We start from the raw sequence: 23,623 nt of genomic DNA on the forward strand, positions 1-23,623 counted from the left end.
CATCAAAAGAAACTCATGTTTTTAGATATATTTTTTCATAATAGCCTCGGCATCCGAAAGATGTCGGGGCACTCCTCATTTTAGGAATAATTTTTTATGTTGGCTGGATACCATGTTGGCAATTCGAAGAATAACAGGATTTCATGGGGTTCTATGTTGATTCGACATGAAATACCTGCAGTTCTTAGCACATATTTTTCTTGATTACAAAATGTCTTTCCGTTGCTTTGACTGACTATCCGCACTGTCCGCCAAAGACGGATGTTACACAAGATTTATAAGGGGCACTAAGAATTTCGAAACATATTGTGTTTTGCCCGGCAACCGGTGCAAATTCACATCCATGTTCAGATTGCACCTCGCCGGCACATCCTGTGCCGGCGTTGCCGGTTGCAATACGAAATTCTAAGTGCCCCTAATAAATTGTGTCATACATCCGTCCTTTTGACGAACCGTGCGGATAGTTTGTCAAACATTGGAAAGACACTTTATATTGTAAAAAGAAAAATATGTGATTTAGAACTGCGGTATTTTATGCCTGACATAGAAACCTATTAAATCCTGCAATGCTTTGTTATTCAACATTATTGGTATCAAGTCAACATTAAAATCCATCCTATAAATTCTCAATCTGCCAGTCTATCGGTGCTACTCCATGCTCTTCTAAAAATGCATTCGCCTGTGAGAAATGTTTGCATCCGAAGAAACCACGGTATGCCGAAAGCGGGCTTGGATGAGGTGCTTTTAATATCAGATGCTTCGGATTGGTAAGCATTGGAATTTTGCTCTGTGCCGGTCTGCCCCACAGCATATAGACAACTGGTCGATCCTGGGCATTGACCGCCTGGATAATGGCATCCGTAAAATGCTCCCATCCTTTGCCCTGATGGGAGTTCGCCTGATGTGCACGGACAGTCAGAACCGTGTTCAATAATAATACACCCTGCTTTGCCCATTTTTCCAGATAACCATTGTCAGGGATATAGCAACCAAGGTCATCCTGTAGTTCTTTATAGATGTTCTGTAAAGATGGTGGAATCTCTTTCTGATCCGGCAGTACGGAAAAACTAAGGCCATGTGCCTGATGTTCATTATGGTATGGATCCTGTCCCAAAATCAGCACCTTTACTTCTGAAAGCGGTGTCAGGTGCAAGGCATTAAAGATATCATCTGCCGGTGGATATACCACATGGGTGCTGTATTCTTTTTTTACAAAATCATATAAATCTCTGTAATATGGCTTTTTAAACTCGGCAGATACACTGTCCAGCCAGTCATTGGTAATCATTGCCATAGTTTTATCTCCTTACTGATACCCCGCGACCTGCAAGATAATTCTTAAGGTCCATAATTTCAAGTTCTTTATAATGGAATAATGATGCTGCCAGTGCTGCATCTGCTTTACCCTCTGTCAAAGCTTCATAGAAATGCTCTTTCGTTCCGGCTCCACCGGAAGCAATGACCGGGATAGATACATTTTCTGCAATCTGTCTGGTCAGTTCCAAATCGTAACCGGCTTTCGTGCCATCACAGTCCATACTGGTCAAAAGAATTTCTCCGGCTCCAAGCTTCTCGACTTTCATTGCCCATTCTACCGCATCAATACCTACATCAATTCTTCCGCCATTTTTATAAATGTTCCAGCCGCTGCCATCTTCTCTTCTTCTCGCATCAATGGCAACAACCACACACTGACTTCCGAATTTGTCTGCCGCATCACTGATTAACTGTGGTGTATTAATTGCAGAAGAATTAATGGAAATCTTGTCTGCACCTTCCCTAAGCAGCACTTTAAAATCTTCTACACAGCGGATTCCTCCGCCTACGGTAAATGGAATAAATACATTTTCTGCTACACGTCTTACCATATCTACTACTGTATTACGGTTATCCGAAGATGCTGTAATATCCAGAAATACCACTTCATCTGCTCCGGCTTTATCATAGGCTGCTGCAATTTCCACCGGGTCACCGGCATCTCTTAAATTCACAAAGTTCACACCTTTTACAACTCTTCCATCATTGACATCCAGACATGGAATAATTCTCTTGGTAAACATTATTTCACACCTCCCTGTAATGACGCAAAGTTCTTAAGTATCTTCAGTCCAACGGAGCTGCTCTTCTCCGGGTGGAACTGGCAGGCAAAGATGTTGTCCTGCTCCACAGATGCATGAATAGTGACTCCATATTCTGTAGTTGCTTTTACGATTTCTTCATGCTTTGCCTGTAAATAATAAGAATGCACGAAATATACATAAGCATCCATCGGCACGTCCTGAAACAGTCTTCCATTATTCTGTAAATGCAGGGAGTTCCAGCCGATATGCGGAATTTTCAGTCCATAGGTATCCGGAATCCGTATAATCTTTCCCTCTAAAAGTCCAAGTCCTTCTACTCCTTCTGACTCTTCGCTTCCTTCAAACATCAGCTGAAGTCCGAGGCAGATTCCAAGGAATGGCACTTTTCTTTCGCATACTTCATGGATGACCTTGTCCAGTTCATAGCGTTTCAGATTATCCATTGCCACACCAAAAGAACCAACGCCCGGTAAAATCACCTTATCTGCCTGTTCAATGGTATGAAAATCTCTTGTAATTACGCTTTCCTCGCCCAGATATGCCAATGCTTTTTCCACACTCTTTAAGTTTCCTGCATCATAGTCAATAATTGCTATCATCATGTTCTCCTATTCCAGTCCTGCTGCTGCAAGTATCTCCTGAATTGCCTTTGTATAATCTGTTCTCTTTGTCATGGCATGCAATTCTGCTGCTTTTTCCTCTGATACACCAAAATGGTCTGATAACTGCTGCAAAATCTGATTCTTCAGTCCTGCCATTTCATCTGTTATCTCATATTCCTGAGCCAGGTCTGCACCATCTACGCATCTGCCATATCCACGAATCAACGCATCCAAAGCCATTTCATTTTCATTGATTCCGCTTAAGCTCTCATAAGACTGATATTCGCTCTGTATGGAAGCCAGCACCTGTGCCTTCTTATAGAAATTCTCGTCTTTTCCCTTTACATAAGAACCGGCTACGGTCTGGAATGCTGTTACATAGGAGCCGCTTGCAAAATCATCCTTTGCCTGCTGCATATCCTGTCCATACTGTAAATTGGAACTTCCCAGCAAAATCAAGATTAGAAGGGAAAGTGCCATAATAAAAATCAGAATAACCGGCTTCTTCGGAAGAGGCGGCGTACGGTCTATTTCTTTTGGAGGCTTCTCTTTCTTTACCTTTGGCGCCTTCTCCTTCTTCGCCTTTTCCTTCTTTTCTTTTTTCTCTTTCTTTCCCTTCTTACCGGCTCCCTCGTCTGCATCCATCTCTTTTAAGATTTCTCTGTTCTCCGATGAAATGCTGCCAAGGCTGTCATCTTCTGCAATCTTTGTATCATCCTCTTCTTCATCCGGTCCAAATAAAACGGACATAATTTTACTGAAGAATCCCTGTTTTTTTCTCTTTTCCTTTGCTTCCTTTAAATCTTTTAATTCTTCGATACTTCCAAGGCGTTCAAATTCATCCTGGACCTCACTGTCCTCATCTTCTGAATGCTCTAATTCTTCTCCATTTTCATCTGCTTTCAGCAAATCGCCGATATCGGATAAGTCAGCATCTCCGGATAACATATCCATAAGATTAATGGCATCATCATCTTCTGAAAGAAGTGGTTCCTCTTCCTCAGATTCTGTCTTTGATGCTTCTGGTATCTCTGCCGCCGAATCTTCATCCAGCGTATCAAAAAAGCCCAGAGGCTCTTCTTCCTCGGAAGCATCATCTTCCGGTGTTTTCGACGTATCCATATGTTCTTCCTCTCCAGAATCGCCCACTTTCTTCCGGACAGCGTCCATGATGTCATCCACATCTTCCATCATATCTGACGGTGCAGACCCATCTGTTGCCATATCTGTGCCCTCTGATGAGATTGGCTCTGAAGCATCCCGCAGCTGATTGGTTTCTTCTGACTGGTTTGCTGCTTCCGGCTGTTTTGTTGCAAAAGCTGCCTCCATATCGGATGTCTGGTCTTCATTGACATCAATATCTGCCTGATTTGATGCCTCTTCGTCTAATTCCATTTCGAATTCCTGCAGGAAATCATCTGCTGCTCCTGTTGCCAGCTCCTGTTCAAATTCACGCAGGAAACCTGTGCCGGAGTAATCCTCGTGTTTCTTCTCTACCGTTTTTTTCTCCCGCTCTCTTGGCTTTGCAGCTTCTTCATTCATTGATTGAATCAAATTCTCGATATCCTTCTTATTATTTCTTCTGTTAGCATCTGAAACTGAATTCAGCAAATCGTCCAGATAATCTTCACTCTTACTCAAATTTATACCTCCATGTATCCAAGTTGCCTGTATATCTGCTTACAGGGTCTGCCACAACATCTCCCAGCAGATGCCGGACAGCGTAAAGGAAAGGGATGTGATGTAACATCACACCCCTTTGTCTACGTTCTTTCCTTACTTTCCAGTCTGGTCAATCAGTCTGTCGATAGCCTGTACCAGACTTCCAATCTCCGGTTTAGTCAATTGGGCGTCTGCTCCGAGTGATTCACCTTTTCTTCTCATTTCATCATTTACCAGGGAAGAGAAAATGATTACCGGAATATCATGCATGTTATCGTTCTCTTTTACCAGTTTTGTTAACCGGTGTCCGTCCATCAATGGCATCTCGATATCGGTAATAATACAATGTACTTTATCTTTTACATTGCCAGCTTTCTCATAAGCACAAAGCTTGTCCCATGCTTCCTGTCCGTTCATATTGACATTCAGGTTGGTATAACCTGCTTTCTTCAGACAATCTGTAATCAATTTACTTAATAATGGGGAATCCTCTGCAATCATAATCGGGGAATCATTACGGTTACGATTTTCCAGATGCTCTACATCAGATACCTTAAGTCCTGTTTCCGGGCTGATATCAGAAATAATTTTTTCAAAGTCAAGAATAACAATCAACTGTCCATCCAGTTTAATGACTCCGGTTGATACACCCTTGTCCTGGACATTAATCGTTGCATCCGGTTTGATAATCTCTGACCAGGAGACACGATGAATTCCAATAACCTGATCTACATGGAATGCAATATTTAATTTATTAAAGTTTGTGATAATAAACAAACCTTTTCCTTCTTCATCCTGCATACCCAGACATCTTCTCAGGCTGATTACCGTCAGCATGGTATCTCGTGGCATAAAGATTCCTTCCACACTCGGATGTGCATTTGGTACCGGGGTTACCGGCTGATAGGATAAAATCTCACGAATCTTCGCTACGTTAATTCCGTAATGATTATCCCCTAAAGTAAACTCCAGCACTTCCAGTTCGTTCGTACCATTTTCTAACAGAATATTTGTCTCCATTTATGTTTTCCTCCCAAGGTCATTTCTTAGAATATTTCTATTTCAAATTATAACATAATATTACATAAAAATGCACCGTTTTTTTACAATTCTTTAGATATTTTTACTATTTTATAGATTACAGGTCTTATGTACCGTGTTTTCGACTACTTCCAGAGAGATTTTACTCAAATCTTCCGGTGTACCTTCCGGCACCTCAAAGAGTAAAACCGTATCTGTGCCACTTCCTGCTTCAATAGTCCCCTGATATGTGCCAAGGTCATTTAACAGAATTGAGACCTGTGCAACAGCTTCCACGCTGTCATTTAATGTCATGCGGAATGACACCTTGCGGCTTAACATATCACAATCAACTGCTTCGGTTCCGGCATTGTTTAAATGAAAATGTAAAACCAGATACTTATTTCCAGCGGTCGGCTCTACGATATAAGACGAATCCTGCTGATAGACGGAAGCAAATTCTGCCCCAGTATACTGCACATCAATGCCCGGTATTGCCACTGCATCGTTTAAGGACACACTGTTGTCCGATGCCGCATTCTCCGGAGTTCCTGTTGCATCTCCACCTTCTGATGGCATCTGCTCAGTGGAATCCGGCTGTTCCACAGCCTCGGTATCTGCAGTCTCTGTTGTCTCTTCACTCTTCGATAGTCTTACAATTCCATCCTGCTGCTTTATATTATACTTTGATACTACATGTGCTGCATAATCTACAATTGTCTGTTCTTCCTGCTCTGTTAATTCAATCGGCTGCTCTCCGCATCCGCCTAATAATAACGCAGCCAACAGCACACATGCCGTTGTTTTTATCTTTCTGTCTCTCATAGGCACTCCTTAACTTATCAATCTATTCCCATGTTAGCATTTTTCCGGCTTTCAGGCAATAGTTATTTCACGTTCTTCCTCGTTATCATCGCGATTGCTGGTGTCTAATTCTATCCAGAATTCCACACCATCCTCATGGTTAATGACTCCGCACTGCTGATGCATGGAATCCATAATTGCTTTTACAATGGACAGACCAATTCCGCTGCCTCCATAAGCTCTGGTTCTTGCTTTATCTACCTTATAGAATTTAATCCAGATATTATCAATGTCTTCTTCCGGAATCGGCTTTCCGGTATTAAACACGCTGACTCTTACTACATCCTGCTTACATTCATAAGAAATTTTAATCCGGTTTTCACCTTCCAAATGGTTGATTGCATTGCTCAGATAATTGGTTATAACTTCTTCTATCTTAAATTCATCCGCCCATACAAAAAACGGCTGCTCGTCAAATTCCAGAATAGCTCCCTTCTGTTCTAAGATAATGGCATTACTGGCAGCTACTCCACGGATCAGTTCGGTGATATCAAACCGTTCCATCACAATAGCATCATTCCCAAATTCCAGCTGATTCAAAGTAAGAAGTTTCTTTACCATGCGGTTCATCTTCTCTGCTTCATCTGTAATGACCTCACAATAGAAATTTCTGCTCTCCGGATCGTCCTGCACACATTCCTGTAAGCCTTCTGCATAACCCTGAATCAGTGCCAGCGGTGTCTTTAGCTCATGCGAAACATTTGACAGGAAATCTTTTCTCATCTCGTCAATCTGTTCCTTCTTTTCGATATCTATCTTCAATTCATTATTGGCACTCTTTAATTCCGATATGGTCCGCTCTAAGATTTCCGATAGCTGGTTCATATGCTCGCCCAACTGTTCAATCTCATTATCTCCCTTGACCTCATACTTCGCATCAAAGTCGAATTCTGCCATTTTCTTGGATATATCTGTAAGCTGCAGAATTGGGTTAGTAATACGACGTGTAACAAAAAAAATGATAATACCACTCACTATTACCGCAACAACTCCTACATCCATCAGCAGACGATTAGACACCTGCGCACTTTCCTTGATACTTTCCAATGGAGTTCTCGCCAGCAAAAGATTACCATCTGCCAGGGTTCCCCAGAGAATCAGATAATCCGATTCCAGCCTGGTATCCTCTTTTTCTCCCATGACATAATTGTCGTTTGCTTTCAGTACTTTCATATTAAGATGCATATCATCATTCTGCACACTTGCCATGATAATTTCCATAAACTGCATCCTGAGATTTTCCACACCATTGGTAGAAGAACGCACTACTGTACCATCAGATGTAATGATTAAAATCGTCAGGTTACCATTGGAACAGATTTTTTCAAAATCTATATCATAATCTGATGTATTTAAGATTCCCTGTTCACTTGCCGCATTAATCTGCTGGAACCCATTTTCCAGCACTTCCTGCTTATAGCGGGTATAATAGCCTTCCAGCAGGGTAACATTAAGAAGCCAGCACAGTAATACCGTGCCGGCCACTAATCCAACGATAGTCAATGTAATCTGCGTTGTAATGGAATGCTGTTTTTTCTTATTCTTTGCCATATATCTTCCACCTTATCACATTTTATTGCGGTGCATCAATGTCCAGCTTATAGCCCATACCCCAGATTGTCTTGATATAATCACCTTTTTCGCCCATCTTGCTGCGCAGCTTTTTCACATGGGTATCGATGGTTCTGGCATCACCGAAATAATCATAATTCCATACATGATTCAGAATTTTCTCACGGGATAAAGCAATTCCCTTATTCTCCATGAAATATGCCAGAAGCTCAAATTCTTTATAGCTCAAATCAATATTTTTGCCGTCAATTGTTACCATATGGGCAGCCTTGTCCATTACAATGCCGCCTACTTCCAGCACATCATCTTCCGTATAATTGCCGGTTCTCCGCAAAATTGCCTCTACCCTTGCCACCAGGATCTTCGGGCTGAATGGTTTACTGATATATTCATCCACACCAAGTTCAAATCCTAAAAGTTCATCACTTTCTTCACTCTTGGCTGTCAGCATGATAATCGGTGTCTTGGAACTTTCCCTGATTTCCCGGCATACATCCCAGCCGTTCATCTTCGGCATCATAACATCCAGAATAATCAATGCAATATCTTTATTTTTATAAAATACGTCTAAGGCTTCTTCTCCGTCTCCTGCCTCTAACACTTCAAAGTTCTGTTTTACCAGGAAATCCCGCACCAGCTTACGCATACGGCTTTCATCGTCTACCACCAGAATTTTACGTTTTTCCATATTTGCTTCCCTCTTCTTTTTTCTATAGTTTAACGGATAAATATGTCAAATTTGTGTTCTTCTGCGATTTAATTCTGTTTTTCCAAAGCATCCAGTGCTGCTTCTCTTTCATCCAGTTCCTGTTCCCACTCTTCATATTTATTAATGATTTTCGTCTCATAATTTAAGATTGTGGTACTGCCACTGGTAAGGCTGATGGCAAACATGGCAATAATAATGATAACCAACACAATATTCACAGAAAGTAAGATGCGGCAGCGCTTCTGTAATTTCGTTTCCTGTTGTTCCTCTGAATTTTTATCAGCATTTTCATTCTGGTGCTCACCAGATTTTTCTTTGCCAGCTACATGGTCAAGGTCTAAGCCCATATCTTTCACCGGAATACCTGGTATTTCGGATGCATCCACCCCGGGCAGTCCTTTCAGATAATCCTGCAGTTCTTTTAGATAGGCATATCCTATCGGTGTATGGAACAATTCCTGAGCCATGATTCTCTGGTAGATTTCCTGTACCATCTGTGGATTATCCATATTCATATTATCATGTATGTACTGGATTCCTTCCACTTCCTTTTTGGCCAATTTTGCCTGTTCTTCATTTTCAAATACGAATCCACTTACTTCCCAGACTTTACCATCTAATTCTTTTTGTTCCATATTTCCTCCTGCAATTTACAATCCCAGAAAAGTCTTTTTATAAAATGGTGCAACCTCACCAATCAGCTCCATTGCCTTTTCGTCTGCTTCATGCATATCAAGACGCATATAGCCAAGGGACGGCTTTACAGCTTCAGCAATTCCTTCAAAGACGCTCTTTCTCTCACCCTTAAACTCTACAACCAGCAAATAACTAATGTCATCCTTACGTTCAATCTTCGTTACCAGATATGCTTTCTTAATATTCTTCTGTTTCTTCATATATTCACTGAGTATCTGTTTCAGTTCATCCGCCTCTGCAATTGGCTCACCAACAAATACACCCGTTTTCATTTCAACAAGATTGCCAGATGCCATCTCAGCTTCCTGCCTCTTATAGCGTTTGAAATAACCTATAATAATTTTCTTCCGGTTCTCTTCTACCCGAAGTTCCATACTGCCCGGATTGATTACAAAATCTCGCTCTCCTGCAATCTTCATCAGCTGGTCAAAACTGACTTTCTGTCCCTTCCATTCCTTTACATTATAAATCTTCTGGAAACTCTGCCAGTCTGTATACACCGGCATCCACTGTGCTCCATTGCTATCCTGTAACAATGCAAACTGAAGGGCTGTTCCCTTTTTTCCGTCTGCATCCTTTTCTTCCTTCGGGTCCTCTACCACTTTTACCGGACATAAGAATTCCCCGCGGACTACCTCTTTTAACATACGGTCACATAAGAACTGCTCCGCACGTTTCCACTGTTCATCTTTCTTTTCTTCAAATAAAATCTGTCTGTGTCTTGCCATTGCAAGAATCAGAGCCGGATTTACAACCGGAATCTGTGCTTTGGAAAGCTCGGAAAAATCCGGTGGTGGAAGCAAGTCATCTCTTTTTAATCTGCAGGAATAGCTTCCCACATCCAGTATCAGATCTTCCATACCCCACCAGTGGAGGTTTGCCCAGAAGAACATCTGCTTGTCTCCTCTGATTCCTTTTAATTCCAGTTCTACATTCTGCTCTTTATAATGTTCTATTGCCTTTTGGGCAAATTCTTTCGTTGAAAAGATTAATACACTTCCGTCCCCCATAACACGCGGGTAACCGGTGTGCCTGTCCCATGCGCAGTAAAGCTCTTTGCATCCCTTTATTTTATCTGCCAGAATCTTGTTAAACACTTCTATCTTCTTTAAAAAATTATCTGCCACAAAGGTTTTCTTCTTATGATGTACTTCTGCAGAACGAATCAGAAATTCCAGTTCCTCTAAAGTAAGCTTTGCAAGTTCCTGTTCATCCGGCATTTCATAATTCAAAAGATGGGTCTCTAATAATTCTTCTTTACGCTCTTTACTAATTTCCATGTTCTTCTCCTATATCTTTCCTTAAAACAATCACGTTATTTCTATTTTAATATAAAAATGCCATAAAGTAAAATAGAATCCTTCCGGATTCTACTTTATCTTTCACGCAGTTTACATCAGTTCTTCAATGACTCCTGTTTCATTGTATTTTCTGCAGTCAATGACACGCTGATTGGAAGAACCTTTGAATTTTAATGTAATATCATATAGCTCTGCCACATAAGGGCCATCCACCAGCACATCGATTAAGGATAATAATTCTTTCGTATCCTCGGTATATCTTCTTCCCTCCGGTACCAAATCCTTATCCAGTACATATCCGGTATATGCCCATATGTCTTTTTCCGGATGTTCCGTCCGCACCCGCTTGATAAATGGAAGCAGTGCATGCTGGTTTTCCGGTTCAAAAGGGTCTCCTCCCAAAAGAGTCAGTCCCTTGATATAGGGAGATTCCAAAGATGCAAGAATTTCATCTTCTACTTCTTTTGTAAATTCCTCTCCATTTTTAAAGTCCCATGTTTCCGGCTGAAAACACTCTTTACAGTGGTTCCGGCAGCCGGATACAAACAGCACCGTTCTTACACCGGTGCCGTTCGCAATATCATTATATTTAATCGCTGAATAATGCATTTTCTTTTCACTTTCTTTTTATAAGTGAAGTACACGCTCCTTGATTTCCTGGGTTCTTCCCTGATTCCAGAACTGGGAACCAATATAACCACAGGTACGTCTTGCCACGTTCATCTTATCCTGGTCACGGTTGTGGCAATGCGGGCACTCCCATACTAATTTTCCATCATCATCTTTTACAATCTGAATCTCACCATCATAGCCACATACCTGGCAGTAATCGCTTTTGGTATTTAACTCTGCATACATGATATTCTCATAGATGAATTTCATTACAGATAAAACAGCATCCAGATTATCCTGCATGTTCGGAACTTCCACATAGCTGATTGCTCCACCCGGTGAAAGTGCCTGGAACTGGGATTCGAATTTCAGCTTGGTAAATGCATCGATGTTTTCGGTTACATGCACATGATAGCTGTTGGTAATGTAATTCTTATCGGTAACACCCGGAATAACTCCGAAACGTTTCTGTAAACATTTTGCAAATTTATAGGTGGTAGACTCAAGCGGTGTTCCATATACGGAGAAATCAATATTTTCTTTCTCTTTCCACTCCTTGCAGGCATCATTTAACCGCTGCATTACCTTTAAGGCAAATGGTGTTGCTGCCGGGTCGGTATGTGGTTTTCCAGTCATATATCTGGTACATTCGCAAAGTCCTGCATAACCCAGTGAAATAGTAGAATATCCACCATATAAAAGCTTGTCTATGGTCTCGCCTTTTTTCAGACGGGCAAGTGCTCCGTACTGCCAGAGAATCGGTGCCACATCAGAAGGTGTTCCCTTCAGGCGGTTATGACGCGCCATCAATGCACGGTAGCAAAGGTCCAAACGCTCATCAAATAGCTTCCAGAATTTTTCAAAATCTCCGCCGGAAGAGCATGCCAGATCTACCAGATTCAAGGTTACCACGCCTTGATTGAAACGACCGTAGAACTTTGGCTTGCCATCTTCATCATGATATACGGTAAGGAAGGAACGGCAGCCCATACAGGTATAGCAGTTGCCATCTTTTAATTCCTTCATTTTCTTCTCAGAAATATAATCCGGAACCATACGCTTTGCAGTACATTTTGCTGCTTTCTTCGTCAGATAATAGTATTCCGAATCCTCATGGATATTATCCTCTTCCAATACATAAATCAGCTTTGGAAATGCCGGTGTAATCCATACGCCATCCTCATTCTTAACTCCCTGATAACGCTGGTCCAACACTTCCTCTATAATCATGGCAAGGTCTTTTTTCTCCTGCTCATTCTTTGCTTCGTTCAGATACATGAACACGGTTACGAATGGGGACTGTCCGTTGGTAGTCATCAGCGTTACCACCTGATACTGAATAACCTGTACGCCCCGTTCGATTTCCGCATGAAGTCTTCTTTCCACAATGCTGTTAATCTTCTCTTCGCTCAGCTCCACACCGCTCTCTTTTAATGTCTGCAGCAGCTCTGCATGAATTTTCTCACGGCTGATCTGGACAAATGGTACTAAATGTGCCAGTGAAATACTCTGCCCGCCATACTGGGAGCTTGCCACCTGAGCAATAATCTGGGTTGCAATATTACATGCTGTAGAGAAAGAATGTGGCTTGTCAATTCTGGTTCCGCTGATAACGGTTCCGTTCTGTAACATATCCTCTAAATTTACCAGATCACAGTTATGCATATGCTGTGCAAAATAATCTGCATCATGGAAATGGATAATTCCCTGTTCATGTGCCTCTACAATATCCTCCGGAAGAAGGAATCTTCTGGTAATATCCTTACTCACCTCACCAGCCATATAGTCACGCTGCACGCTGTTTACGGTTGAATCCTTATTGGAATTCTCCTGTTTTACTTCTTCATTATTACATTCAATCAGACTTAAAATCTGTTCATCCGTAGAGTTGGATTTACGTACCAGGGCACGTTTATAGCGGTAAGTAATGTATTTCCGGGCAACAGAAAAAGCCCTCTTGTCCATTAACTGATCCTCCACTAAGTCCTGAATATCTTCTACATTCAGGGCATGGTTGGCATCCTTACAGGAATCCTCTATATATTGTGCAATCTCCTTAATCTGGTCTGCAGTCAATCGTTCCGCTTCCACCACCTCATGGTTCGCTTTATTGATTGCAATAATAATTTTTGAAATGTCAAAAACAGCCTCTGCGCCGCTTCTTTTAATGATTTTCATCGAAATCCTCTCCCATAAAAAAATAGTCTATTCGCATAAAATCGGCACAAAACTGTACTAGATTTTGTGTCGAATCTCTTCAACGCATATACAGTATACCATATCTTGTGTTTTACGCAAGGGAAATATACAAGATTCGTGAATTTTTTTCAGAAAAATTTTTTTAGAATTTAACGCTTTTTTCATAATCTGGACAATTATTTTTCACAAAATCCGGGTATACTACAAATATCAATAGAGAACAGGTTCATCCCCCAATGTCTTGTCTCTCTATTTGATAAAACTTTTTTCATAAATTTTCATAACTCCCCTTTGTACCCCCGCAGTGCTGTGGGGGTATTACCTTTGTAAAACCATTTTTCAGACTGTAAAAACCCCGTCTCAAATATCAATGCGATATCGAAACGAGGTTTTATTTTTTAATCTATTTTTTAGAAATCTACTTCCGTGTCATAGTAACAGCATTTCAGCAGTTTTTCCATTTCTTCCTGACTTGGCTGTCTTGGGTTGGAGCCGGTGCAGGCATCCAAAATTGCATTGGCTGCAATCTCAGGCAGTCTCTCTAAGAATACTTCTTCCGGTACAAAGCCCTGCTCAGCCGGATAGCTGTCCAGTCCGTAGTTCTTAATACAGTGCGGAATATTCAAGTCATCATTCATCTTACGCAGGTACTGGATTAAAAGTGCGACTTTCTCGTCCAGTGTCTCTCCGCCAAGCTTCATAAAATCTGCAATCACGCCATAACGTTTCTTTGCAGTCTCATCCTTTGCATTAAATGCAATAACCTTCGGCAGATACATGGCATTAGCTGCGCCATGAATAATATGTGCACCGTAGTCGGCAAATGCGGCACCGGTCTTATGTGCCATAGAATGTACGATTCCAAGCAGTGCATTGGAAAATGCCATTCCAGCCAAACACTGGGCATTGTGCATGGAATCACGTTTTGCCATATCTCCGTTATAGGAATCAATCAGATCATGCTGAATCATTTCGATAGCATGGAGTGCCAGCGGGTCTGTAAAATCACTGTTGGCAGTTGAAACATACGCTTCAATGGCATGTGTCATCGCATCCATTCCGGTGTGGGCTACCAGCTTCTGCGGCATGGTCTCTGCCAGTTCCGGGTCAACGATTGCTACGTCCGGTGTAATTTCAAAATCCGCAATCGGATATTTGATTCCCCTCTCATAATCCGTAATAATGGAAAATGCAGTTACTTCTGTTGCTGTTCCTGAGGTAGAAGAAATTGCACAGAAATGTGCTTTCTTTCTTAATTTCGGAATTCCAAATACCTTACACATGTCTTCAAAGGTAATATCCGGATATTCATATTTAATCCACATTGCTTTTGCAGCATCAATTGGTGAACCACCACCGATTGCTACAATCCAGTCCGGCTTGAACTTCTCCATAGCGGCAGCACCCTTCATCACGGTCTCAACAGATGGATCCGGTTCAATTCCTTCAAACAGTTCCACTTCCATACCTGCTTCTTTCAGATATGCCTCTGCTTTATCCAGGAAACCAAACCGTTTCATGGAGCCTCCACCAACACAGATCATTGCGCGCTTTCCTTCGAAGTTCTTCAGTGCCTCCAATGCACCTTTGCCGTGGTATAAATCTCTTGGTAATGTAAATCTCTGCATTCGTAATACCTCCTTGATAATCATTGTATGTTTACTGATATATTTTTATCATAACACAATAATATACAAAAGGTAACTGGATTTTTCTTATTTTTTGTGAAATTTTTATAAAAATTGGTTGGATTTTCCAAATATCACATACTGCTGTCTTATTACAAACTACTAATCCATAATATTAAATATAGTCAACTTATTATCAGTCAAAACTCTTGTCTGTCTTACTCTACCATTTGCTGCATTCACATCTACTTCATATAATACCTGTGTTGCTTCATCATTTCCAGGAACACCACATCTTATCATAGTAAAATAGTGCATATTTCCATCATCTGCCTCATACATATCTCCCTCCATTACTATCATGTCTTCTCCTGAATCATCCTCTGTTCCTTTGCTATAATATTCTACCAATTTCTCATATATAAATTCTTCTGTCAAATTAAGATTTTCTACCTCAGCAGGAACATCTTCTGCAAATATTGTCCACTCATCTCCTGTATAATCCCATTGATCGTCTATTTGAATTCTATTTTTTTCACTCTCTGGTAATTCCACGCATTCAATTCCAGATAACCTATACAGACTGTAACCATCTGCTCGATATTGTTCTATTACATTATTTGTATTAATCGAATATCTATTTTCAAAATTGCTATTGCCAAATACATTTACCACCTTTTCTCCATCAAATGAATAAATATCGCAAATTGAAATTTCAGTTACTCCTAGTGCTATAATCAATTCAGAAATACCATTACCATCTATGTCATATTCCGCATATAGTAATACCTCTTGAACATCCCCATCTAACATTTCATCATAATGCTCTCCCTTATGATACTCATTCAATAAATCAAAATTTAAATTTCCATATTTATTCCGATATTCATCTTGATTATTAAACCACTCCTCCTCACTTATTGAAGCAGCCTCCTCATATTCTGAAATAAAATCTTTATATGCCTGCTTATAGTCCATTGAACTTATAGCTTTTTTCAAATTATCTGCATTATAATTTTCTAAATATTCCTGATTATTTACAGGCAAAAATCCATAACAAAGGTTATCATTACTTTCATCCGCATTTTTAAGGTCAATAAGATACCCAGCAATTTCGTCATTAATACTATTTTGATATTCTATTAAAGGTTTAATTTTTTCTTGTGTTTCCGATGTTTTTCCCTTTAAAGACGCTATTGCAGCCTCTCTTGTTATATAACAACTTTTTAAATAGATATAACACAACTGGGAAATCGAGTATAAATTTTCAGCTGTAATTTTGTCACTTTCATTAAACAAGTCATTACGCTGTCTCTGATAACAGCTAAATGCATCTGCCTGAAATACAGTTCCATAAGTTGCTAATTCAAATTGATCTGCTGCATCAATTTTATCGCCAATATTTAATATATTAACACTCTTTGCCAAATTCCAAGCGATAAGTTCAAGCGATGCTTCCGAACCTAATACTTCACTCAAATTCATTGCTTGCATAGTTAAATTATCATAATTATTTTTTAAATATTCCATTGCCGAATAAGTTAATATATCCGTTTTCAATGAATTTCCATAACTATTTATACTGCTCTTCATTGTATTTGACATCATGCTAGATGAATTTGTATTTGAAGTAAAATATAACAATGCATTGACTGTATAATCATCCTGATTTTTAAATTCTTCCATATAGTTTATGGCTTCAACAATTGCAGATACCTTATTTACTATTCCTACTACATTAGCCACTCCTTTTTGAATGTCAATTATTTTTCCTGCCGTATTTTCAAACATTGTAGCCTCATTAACAGCTTTTTCTAATTCTTGATAGGATTGATTATATTTTGCTACACTATCATTTGTACCGTCTAAATTGTCTTTAAATGTCTGGCAAGTCTCCTGCAATTTTCCTATTTCATCATCATCCGGAGTGCTTTTCTCTAATGCTTCTAATGTTTTTCCAAACGTTCCACTACCATCAAAATGTCCCATTGCATTCTTAACATTCTTTATTTCTCTATTAAACTCATCGTCAGAATATGTACAGAATAATCTTGCTAATGCTTCTCCATATTTTTCATCATATGCATCACTTCTCATTGCAAATAGCTGTACAAATTGCACCCAAGACATACCATCTAATTCAAGTAAGCCATTTAAAATATTTACCATATGGCTAGCTTTTCCAATTATCCGCCAATCAGACTCTGTATATCCAAAATCTTTTCCCCATTCAAACAGATAATTATTATTTTTCTTCATTACATCCATAAATATATCTACAGTATTTTTATGTGGCACTTCTATCAAAACCTTATTGTCCACTATTAGCATACTGCAATTTAAAATAAGCAGCGATTGTTCTAATGGTATCCATACCCCTTTTTCATTCTTAATAGTATCAAATGCCCCCTCATAATCAATCATTTTATTAAAAAGCATATGCTTAATAGTTGTTTCTCCATAATAAAAAGTAGTTATACCATACGGTACATTTTCTGACTCTTCATCATTATAAATAGAAACATATTTATCAGAAATATTTACTTTATATCCCAATCTCTTTCCCAAACTTTCTGCATTAGCATATACATTACCATCTTTAGTCATTATTTCCAAAGTATCTATACTTCCTAAAGAATCCGAATACTCTACTTCTAATGTTTTATATAAATAATCACTCATTTCTGCTGAATAGAAATTAGTACTATCTGAAATCAATATTATTATACACAAAATTATCCCTATAAACTTTTTCACCCTTAATCCTCCACTGTATTCTCTTGTATCATCTCTTGTATTAAATTCTGATAACTTTCTATCATGTTTCCGGTAATTGCTTCCACAAATTCATCACCAGAATAGTCTGCTGCAAATACATTATTTTCATATGTGTACGGTATTTGAACTACAATTTTATTCTTTGAAGCATTTTCTATATATTTATATAAAAATGCTTCTGCTTCTTCATCATTCTCAAAATTTTCTTTCATTGCATCCTGAAAGATGCTCGAAAGATCTGGTGATTCAATTTCATACAATATTACATTATCTTGTATCTCTTTCATCTTCACATTGTCTTGAGCAATTATATGCGCGATAATTCCATCATTTTGCTCCAAATTTTCTGTATCTGCCTGCCAAAAATCTTGTAATTCCGTATCATCTTTTAATTCACCATAATTAAATAATACTTTCTCCAAATCATCCACTTCTCCATTATTGACATAATCCGCTACCTTTTTTGCCTCCTTTTCAAGTGCTGATTCTTTTCCACAAGAACCCGTGATACCACACATTAAAAATACTAAAACAGATATTATTGCCACTTTTTTCTTTTTCATGATGCTTCTCCTTTATTTTTATAAAAATAATAGGCAGCATACTATTATGGAAGATAGCACGTTACCTATTATTTAGTTTCTGTACTAATATAAATTTTTCTTTTCTTTCATAAAAAACTATTTACCTACTTCATCTTTTGATGCAAACAAATAATCTAAACTATATTGTGGAAATTCTCGTTTTATTAATACTATTTCACTTTTCTTAAATTCTGTATCTCCAGATATTTTTCTCTTAAGGCTTTTATATGAAATTCCTGTCCTCTCTGCCAATAACTTAATTGTAATTTTCTCTCTTGCCATTTCAGCTTTCAAATTATAGAACAACTTCTCATCCCCTTCTGAAATTACCCTGTAACGTAATCAACATCTTAAGTATATACCCTGTATCGTAATTGTCAAGTTAAAACGTTTCTAGTTTTACCATACAGGGTAATAATACATTTACATTATACTTTCTTAGTAGTACAATTAATTTGTTGTGGAGGTAATATAATGGGACTTACTGATAAACTAGACTTATTGATGAAAAATAAAAATATAAATAAAGCCGAACTTGCAAGAGCTTCTGGTGTTCCTTATACAACTATAGATGGTTTCTATAAAAAGGGAACTGAAAATGCTAAACTATCTACTCTCAAAAAGCTTTGTACTTACTTTGAGTGTTCATTAGATTTCTTAGCTGACGATTCTGTTCTTAATGATTTTCAAAATAATTCTATATCCTTTTCTAATTCAGAATATACTCAAGAAGAATTAAAAGAAATAAGCACATTTGCCAATTTTTTAAAAAGCCAAAGGAAGTAATATCATAAAAAAACACCCTCCAACCGTTAGATTTTTAGTTCTAACTTTTGGAGGGTGCTACATATTGCCAACTTTTTTATAACCCTAATCTTCTATTACTGTATCCTGCACCAGCGGATTCGTATCCCGGGTGGTATCTGCTGCCGTCTTTCCTGTCCTGTTGCTTACTGCCTTGCTGATTTCTTTCACCTTATCTGTCGTTTCATAATCCTCTACATCAAATAAATAGCGGTGCAGCAAATCTACATTAGTCTCCAAATCCGTTGGTACAACTACTGCTCCGATGGATTTTTCCATCATCTTGGTGTCTAACTGGAATGGCCAGCCCTGGGTATCTGCAAGCTCATACTCTTTGACATGGGCTGCAAGTCCCAATATTTCTGTGGTAGAAAGGCTGGTAGAAATGTCCGGAAACAGCTTGTCTACCAAATCATTTAAAGTAAGGATGTCTGCCTGCTTTGCTTTTTCTACAATCTTTCCTACTACAATACGCTGGCGCTCGGTCCGGCGGAAATCGTCTCCGCCGCTCATTCGATCACGGCAATAGGCAAGTGCCTGTATTCCATTGACCTGCTGCACGCCCGGTCCGGAAACCGGCTTGCCATGGGTTCCCATGACTTCATTCATTTCATCAATCCAGATGTGCATATTGCTGGCTTCTTCCTTGGTAATATCCAACTCTATTCCACCTAATGCATCCACAACTTCCATTACCGCATTGAAGTCTACGGATACATATTCGGTAATATTCAAATCCAGATTCTTATTTAACGCCGCTACTGCACCGGTCGGTCCTCCCTTGGCATAAGCTGCATTCAGTTTCCGCAGGCTGTCTTTATCATCTACTGCCAGAAAGGAATCCCGGTATACGGATACAAGCTTCACTTCCTTGGTATCATCGTTGATACTGGCAATCATGATACAGTCGCTGTTTCCGCTTTCATAATTTCCACTGCTCCGGTTGTCAATTCCAAAGATAGCTATATTGGTATAATTATCTAACACTTCCTGGGTCTCGCTGTCTATATTAATATTCAGCTTCTTCGCGTCTAAGGAACCGGTATTATTGATTTTATTCAGCTTACTCATTACATAAAATACTACCAGCAAAATGAGTATCACTAATACTTCTACAATAAACAGTATCAGTTTTCTCTTTCTTCTCTGCTTTTTTCCAACCTTCTTTTTCGGACCTGTCTTCGCCTTCTGCTTTTCCATGCCCATAGTTCCTCCTTACTTTGATATACTTATACTCCTTAATCCGGACTGTTTTTCCACAGTCCATTAATTCAAATATATCTTACTGGAATTGGTTGGTCAATGTCCCACAGACAACCTTAAGAATCAGTTCCACAAATTTAACGAAATCTTAAGTTTTCGTATTAATCGAAGGCAGAACTCTTTCCATTATACCAATGATCCCACATTGCATCATTTACCACAACATACTGTCCGTTATAAATTGCAATGGCATGGGTACCGCCATCCAGTGTACAGCCAATAATAAGAAGCTCATCCTCATAGCCATCTACATCATAGGTAACTTCTTTGATAATCTGTGTCATATCCCAGTCTGCATAAATCGTTCCCCTGACACCGTCAATCCAGCAGGTTGCCTTTACCGGCTCGTCCCAGAATTCAAAATAGTCTTTATCATTACGCACGGAACTTGGAAGCACAGCTTCCGGAATATCAGCATATTTTTCACTTCCATTTTCATCCTCTGGTGCATCCGTTGTCTCTGTATCCTCAACCACGCCATCTATTGGCTGGTCTGCATTTACCGGAACTTCTTCTACTGCCGGAACATTTTCCTGTACGGTCGTATTTTTATCATTTGATTTATTGTAGCTGATGACACCAACTGTCACTGCACTTGCTATAGATGCCGTTGCCACGATTCCAATTACCGCTTTTCCAGCTGCAGTTGACAAAAATGATATCTTTCTTGCTGTGCCTGCGGCTTTTACCGCTGTTGAGGCTGCAGTTTTTCCTGCACCATATGTACTCTTTGCTATACTTTTTCTACATTCACTTAATAAAAGCTGGGTGGATGGCTCTGCCGCAGATACAACCATTTCCTTTTTCAACAGATACAGCAGTAACGGCATTGGTGCAACACTGTAAAGCTTGTATCCCCTCTTCTGCAGTTCCTCTGCCTTTGTCTTGATATTATTCCTGCCATAACGCAGTCTTGATTTCACTGTAGCTTCCGGGCAGCCCAGCTGTTCTGCAATTTCTTTTGTGGTAAGTCCCTCTAATTCAAAGGCAATTACCACCAGACGCTGCTCGTCAGACAATGCATCGATTAGCTCATGCACCAGCTGTCTGGTCTCTTCTTTCGTATATTCTAATTCCGGCTCATTTTCCCAGACGCTTACTGCCTGGTCCATGATTTCTGCATCTTCTTCCTCACCACTTTCCATGCGTAAATCAAGCGGTGTATGATTGCGTTTTTCCAGTTCATTTTTTGCTGTATTTACCACAATCTGTGCTAACCAGGAATCAAATTTTTCCGGTTCTTTTAGTTTATCCAGATTTTTCCACGCCCGTATGTATGCTTCCTGCAGAATATCTTTTGCTGCCTCTTCATCTTTCACATATTTTAAAGCCAGATAATATTTATTATTTTTTGTTGTATCATAAAGAAATTCAAATCCCATCGAATCTCCATTACATGCTTTTTCAACTGCCTGTGTATATGTCATTTTCTTTTCCTTCTTTCTTCCTTATTTCTCATGTGTTTTTCCTATAATGCCTGATTTCTTAAAATTTTAACAGAAACAGCTCTTCCACCGAAAGCACATTTCCATCTTCTATTCTCACCAGTCATGACTGTCAATATACTCATTTAAAGCTGCTTCTGCCTCCGGTCCATAGGCATTGCAGGATAACGTTCCATCGCTGTGTTCACTTTCTTCCAGTGCAAAATTTTCCACTGCATACCAGACACCCTGATATACATATATGGCACAGGCACCTTTTACATAGGAAGATAACATATAGTTATTGTGATGACCGGTTGAGTAAAACCACTGCATGTGGATTCTATATGCGCTTCCCGCAGAATTTAATGCTATGTTTTCTCCATAATTGCCACAACCATTATGGGAAAAATCTGATACAATTGCCTGTGCTCTCTGGCATGCAAAATTGTATATGTCCTCATCCCAGGTAAGTGCATTGAGGCCTGCTGCTGTTCTCTCTGCATTCACATAAGACCACACCTCTTCGGCCGCACTTCTGTCAAAACCATCCGGATGAACCTCCGGCATATCAATCCATGTTCCTTCATTGACATCATATATCATTCCGTCATGTGGCGGCTTATTTGAATCGGTTGTATCTGCTACTGTTGTATTCTTTTTCTTACCGCTTTTATTTTTATCTGACTGGTCTGTCTCCTCTGTCTTTCCTTGCTTTGTTCCCGTCTCATTTTCTCCCTCTGTATTTTCTCCCGCTGTATCTTCTTCTGCCCCAGGTTCCGGTTCTAAATTTTCAGTTCCTTCTGTTTTCTGCGCCAATCTGACTGTTTCAATAGCTGTTTCTGCAGCATTTTCTACTATAACTTTCACCCTCTTCTGTGGTGTTTTCTCTGCTACTTTTTCTTTTTCCGTAGTCGGACTTCCCTTTGCTTCTGTTACATTGCTACATCCTGTTAAAGCGATTGTTGCTACCATCAGGACAGCAAGTGCAATATATCCAGGTTTTCTCATTTTCATCATAATCTTTCACCTTCCTTTTTGCGATTTGTTCTGTTCATAATCTGTTTGCGAACCGAGCAATCCGTATCCTCGTTCATTTCAAAATTCTGCATGTCCTTATGCATCAGCAGCACAAACCATTTTATTATATTTTTCATCTGTCCTTCCTCCCTTCTATTAAGTAAGACAGGAGGGATTGGAAAAAAGATTTAAATTTTTCAAAAAAATAAGAGCAGTCTGTGAAACTACTCTTATTTCTATAACATTTTATTTTGCACTTCTTTTCGTATAACCGCAGTCGCAATACGGTCCACCCGAAGCGATTGTATATTCCTTGGCAAAATTACTGACACAATCTGCTTCACTCATTGTATAGTCAAGGCGGCACATTGCAGGTATCAGCTTAGTCAGTCCCAGTTCATTCATCAGTGTGCAGATTCCACAAGTTGTAAATCTCGCTTCGTATCCGCTGCCATCCTCATACTCATAAAATTCCATATTCCAGGAATAAGGATTTCTGTCACCTGCTTTGAATTTTGCAATCTCTTTCTTTGCTTCGATATCTGATTCTGAGAATTTTTTCTTTCCACCTGTCCGGCAAAACCACTGCATAAATCCCGTCATCATGGATTGCTTGTAATATTCCGTTGCAGATTCAACCTCCGGCAGTTCCGGCATACTTCATATTAATTCGCCCTCCACTTTTCCAGCACCGATGATGATTTCTCACAATCCGGATATTGCGAATACGCTTTCGTATTCTGCAAATATTTCTACTTGTACATTTGTCGAATATACCGACAGAATTCTCATCTAATATTAGCT

Annotated in this window: 22 protein-coding genes; 1 reads left to right on the plus strand and 21 read right to left on the minus strand. The window is 39.4% G+C overall.

The genetic code is table 11. From position 1 onward, the window contains the following. Positions 1–616 precede the first annotated feature (616 nt). The 16 genes from DWX65_RS03030 to DWX65_RS03105 all read right to left on the minus strand — a co-directional run bounded on the left by DWX65_RS03030 (position 617) and on the right by DWX65_RS03105 (position 18,590). Positions 617–1,294: a uracil-DNA glycosylase gene (locus DWX65_RS03030; RefSeq protein WP_022242431.1), complete on the minus strand. Its 678-nt coding sequence runs from the start codon at positions 1,292–1,294 to the stop codon at positions 617–619. 4 nt (positions 1,295–1,298) lie between these two features. Next, complete coding sequence (hisF, locus tag DWX65_RS03035; protein WP_022242430.1) at positions 1,299–2,060, minus strand: imidazole glycerol phosphate synthase subunit HisF; 762 nt, start codon at positions 2,058–2,060, stop codon at positions 1,299–1,301. Next, positions 2,060–2,680, minus strand: coding sequence for an imidazole glycerol phosphate synthase subunit HisH (gene hisH, locus DWX65_RS03040; protein ID WP_118087278.1), 621 nt, complete (start codon positions 2,678–2,680; stop codon positions 2,060–2,062). The genes hisF and hisH overlap by 1 nt, the downstream gene beginning before the upstream one ends. 9 nt (positions 2,681–2,689) lie before the next feature. Then, a complete protein-coding gene (locus tag DWX65_RS03045) occupies positions 2,690–4,324 on the minus strand; it encodes a hypothetical protein (RefSeq protein ID WP_118087277.1) in 1,635 nt (544 codons plus the stop codon). Positions 4,325–4,459: 135 nt separating this feature from the next. After that, complete coding sequence (locus tag DWX65_RS03050; RefSeq protein ID WP_117698212.1) at positions 4,460–5,365, minus strand: chemotaxis protein; 906 nt, start codon at positions 5,363–5,365, stop codon at positions 4,460–4,462. 111 nt (positions 5,366–5,476) lie between these two features. Next, positions 5,477–6,190: a DUF4352 domain-containing protein gene (locus DWX65_RS03055; protein WP_117698213.1), complete on the minus strand. Its 714-nt coding sequence runs from the start codon at positions 6,188–6,190 to the stop codon at positions 5,477–5,479. Between the two features lie 51 nt (positions 6,191–6,241). Beyond that, complete coding sequence (locus DWX65_RS03060) at positions 6,242–7,780, minus strand: sensor histidine kinase (RefSeq protein WP_118172764.1); 1,539 nt, start codon at positions 7,778–7,780, stop codon at positions 6,242–6,244. A 22-nt stretch (positions 7,781–7,802) separates the two neighbouring features. After that, complete coding sequence (locus DWX65_RS03065) at positions 7,803–8,489, minus strand: response regulator transcription factor (RefSeq protein ID WP_022242424.1); 687 nt, start codon at positions 8,487–8,489, stop codon at positions 7,803–7,805. A gap of 68 nt (positions 8,490–8,557) precedes the next feature. Further along, a complete protein-coding gene (locus DWX65_RS03070; RefSeq protein WP_118172765.1) occupies positions 8,558–9,145 on the minus strand; it encodes a hypothetical protein in 588 nt (195 codons plus the stop codon). A 15-nt stretch (positions 9,146–9,160) separates the two neighbouring features. After that, positions 9,161–10,486 (minus strand): enhanced serine sensitivity protein SseB, encoded by a 1,326-nt coding sequence (locus DWX65_RS03075; RefSeq protein ID WP_118087274.1) that lies wholly within the window; start codon positions 10,484–10,486, stop codon positions 9,161–9,163. A 111-nt stretch (positions 10,487–10,597) separates the two neighbouring features. Beyond that, positions 10,598–11,116 (minus strand): anaerobic ribonucleoside-triphosphate reductase activating protein, encoded by a 519-nt coding sequence (gene nrdG / locus DWX65_RS03080; RefSeq protein WP_117698216.1) that lies wholly within the window; start codon positions 11,114–11,116, stop codon positions 10,598–10,600. A gap of 18 nt (positions 11,117–11,134) precedes the next feature. Further along, positions 11,135–13,297, minus strand: a complete 2,163-nt coding sequence (nrdD, locus tag DWX65_RS03085) for an anaerobic ribonucleoside-triphosphate reductase (RefSeq protein WP_117840798.1) — start codon at positions 13,295–13,297, stop codon at positions 11,135–11,137. Positions 13,298–13,728: 431 nt separating this feature from the next. After that, a complete protein-coding gene (locus DWX65_RS03090) occupies positions 13,729–14,946 on the minus strand; it encodes an iron-containing alcohol dehydrogenase (RefSeq protein WP_118172766.1) in 1,218 nt (405 codons plus the stop codon). A gap of 162 nt (positions 14,947–15,108) precedes the next feature. Continuing rightward, complete coding sequence (locus DWX65_RS03095) at positions 15,109–17,703, minus strand: hypothetical protein (RefSeq protein WP_118172767.1); 2,595 nt, start codon at positions 17,701–17,703, stop codon at positions 15,109–15,111. A gap of 2 nt (positions 17,704–17,705) precedes the next feature. After that, positions 17,706–18,287 (minus strand): hypothetical protein, encoded by a 582-nt coding sequence (locus DWX65_RS03100; RefSeq protein WP_022242334.1) that lies wholly within the window; start codon positions 18,285–18,287, stop codon positions 17,706–17,708. 117 nt (positions 18,288–18,404) lie between these two features. After that, on the minus strand, positions 18,405–18,590 hold the full coding sequence (locus DWX65_RS03105) for a hypothetical protein (RefSeq protein WP_147339129.1): 186 nt from the start codon (positions 18,588–18,590) through the stop codon (positions 18,405–18,407). Positions 18,591–18,782: 192 nt separating this feature from the next. Between DWX65_RS03105 and DWX65_RS03110 the strand changes: the two genes are divergently transcribed. Further along, positions 18,783–19,094, plus strand: a complete 312-nt coding sequence (locus DWX65_RS03110; RefSeq protein ID WP_022242332.1) for a helix-turn-helix domain-containing protein — start codon at positions 18,783–18,785, stop codon at positions 19,092–19,094. An 84-nt stretch (positions 19,095–19,178) separates the two neighbouring features. Here the strand turns inward: DWX65_RS03110 and DWX65_RS03115 are convergent, their stop codons facing one another. From DWX65_RS03115 to DWX65_RS03130, 5 genes are all read right to left on the minus strand, one after another. Continuing rightward, positions 19,179–20,312 (minus strand): LCP family protein, encoded by a 1,134-nt coding sequence (locus DWX65_RS03115; RefSeq protein ID WP_242997791.1) that lies wholly within the window; start codon positions 20,310–20,312, stop codon positions 19,179–19,181. Between the two features lie 164 nt (positions 20,313–20,476). After that, positions 20,477–21,802, minus strand: a complete 1,326-nt coding sequence (locus DWX65_RS03120) for an RNA polymerase sigma factor (protein WP_118172769.1) — start codon at positions 21,800–21,802, stop codon at positions 20,477–20,479. A 114-nt stretch (positions 21,803–21,916) separates the two neighbouring features. Beyond that, positions 21,917–22,819, minus strand: a complete 903-nt coding sequence (locus tag DWX65_RS03125) for a CAP domain-containing protein (protein ID WP_118172770.1) — start codon at positions 22,817–22,819, stop codon at positions 21,917–21,919. Then, entirely contained in the window at positions 22,816–22,956 is a 141-nt protein-coding gene (locus DWX65_RS14935) for a hypothetical protein (protein WP_156454685.1), read from the minus strand. Before DWX65_RS14935 ends, DWX65_RS03125 begins: the two co-directional genes overlap by 4 nt. 109 nt (positions 22,957–23,065) lie before the next feature. Continuing rightward, the gene (locus DWX65_RS03130) at positions 23,066–23,476 is read right to left on the minus strand and encodes an L-2-amino-thiazoline-4-carboxylic acid hydrolase (RefSeq protein WP_118056898.1); all 411 of its coding nucleotides are present in this window, start codon (positions 23,474–23,476) and stop codon (positions 23,066–23,068) included. Positions 23,477–23,623 lie beyond the last annotated feature (147 nt).

This window comes from Roseburia sp. AF20-18LB, assembly GCF_003461185.1.
In the GTDB taxonomy this organism is placed as follows: domain Bacteria; phylum Bacillota; class Clostridia; order Lachnospirales; family Lachnospiraceae; genus Roseburia_C; species Roseburia_C amylophila.

Coding starts and splice junctions, on each gene's coding strand:
- DWX65_RS03030 (WP_022242431.1), bottom strand. CDS start 1,294: ATGGCAATGATTACCAATGACTGGCTGGACAGTGTATCTGCCGAGTTT.
- hisF (WP_022242430.1), bottom strand. CDS start 2,060: ATGTTTACCAAGAGAATTATTCCATGTCTGGATGTCAATGATGGAAGA.
- hisH (WP_118087278.1), bottom strand. CDS start 2,680: ATGATAGCAATTATTGACTATGATGCAGGAAACTTAAAGAGTGTGGAA.
- DWX65_RS03050 (WP_117698212.1), bottom strand. CDS start 5,365: ATGGAGACAAATATTCTGTTAGAAAATGGTACGAACGAACTGGAAGTG.
- DWX65_RS03055 (WP_117698213.1), bottom strand. CDS start 6,190: ATGAGAGACAGAAAGATAAAAACAACGGCATGTGTGCTGTTGGCTGCG.
- DWX65_RS03060 (WP_118172764.1), bottom strand. CDS start 7,780: ATGGCAAAGAATAAGAAAAAACAGCATTCCATTACAACGCAGATTACA.
- DWX65_RS03065 (WP_022242424.1), bottom strand. CDS start 8,489: ATGGAAAAACGTAAAATTCTGGTGGTAGACGATGAAAGCCGTATGCGT.
- DWX65_RS03070 (WP_118172765.1), bottom strand. CDS start 9,145: ATGGAACAAAAAGAATTAGATGGTAAAGTCTGGGAAGTAAGTGGATTC.
- DWX65_RS03075 (WP_118087274.1), bottom strand. CDS start 10,486: ATGGAAATTAGTAAAGAGCGTAAAGAAGAATTATTAGAGACCCATCTT.
- nrdG (WP_117698216.1), bottom strand. CDS start 11,116: ATGCATTATTCAGCGATTAAATATAATGATATTGCGAACGGCACCGGT.
- nrdD (WP_117840798.1), bottom strand. CDS start 13,297: ATGAAAATCATTAAAAGAAGCGGCGCAGAGGCTGTTTTTGACATTTCA.
- DWX65_RS03090 (WP_118172766.1), bottom strand. CDS start 14,946: ATGCAGAGATTTACATTACCAAGAGATTTATACCACGGCAAAGGTGCA.
- DWX65_RS03100 (WP_022242334.1), bottom strand. CDS start 18,287: ATGAAAAAGAAAAAAGTGGCAATAATATCTGTTTTAGTATTTTTAATG.
- DWX65_RS03105 (WP_147339129.1), bottom strand. CDS start 18,590: ATGGCAAGAGAGAAAATTACAATTAAGTTATTGGCAGAGAGGACAGGA.
- DWX65_RS03110 (WP_022242332.1), top strand. CDS start 18,783: ATGGGACTTACTGATAAACTAGACTTATTGATGAAAAATAAAAATATA.
- DWX65_RS03115 (WP_242997791.1), bottom strand. CDS start 20,312: ATGGAAAAGCAGAAGGCGAAGACAGGTCCGAAAAAGAAGGTTGGAAAA.
- DWX65_RS03120 (WP_118172769.1), bottom strand. CDS start 21,802: ATGACATATACACAGGCAGTTGAAAAAGCATGTAATGGAGATTCGATG.
- DWX65_RS03125 (WP_118172770.1), bottom strand. CDS start 22,819: ATGATGAAAATGAGAAAACCTGGATATATTGCACTTGCTGTCCTGATG.
- DWX65_RS14935 (WP_156454685.1), bottom strand. CDS start 22,956: ATGAAAAATATAATAAAATGGTTTGTGCTGCTGATGCATAAGGACATG.
- DWX65_RS03130 (WP_118056898.1), bottom strand. CDS start 23,476: ATGCCGGAACTGCCGGAGGTTGAATCTGCAACGGAATATTACAAGCAA.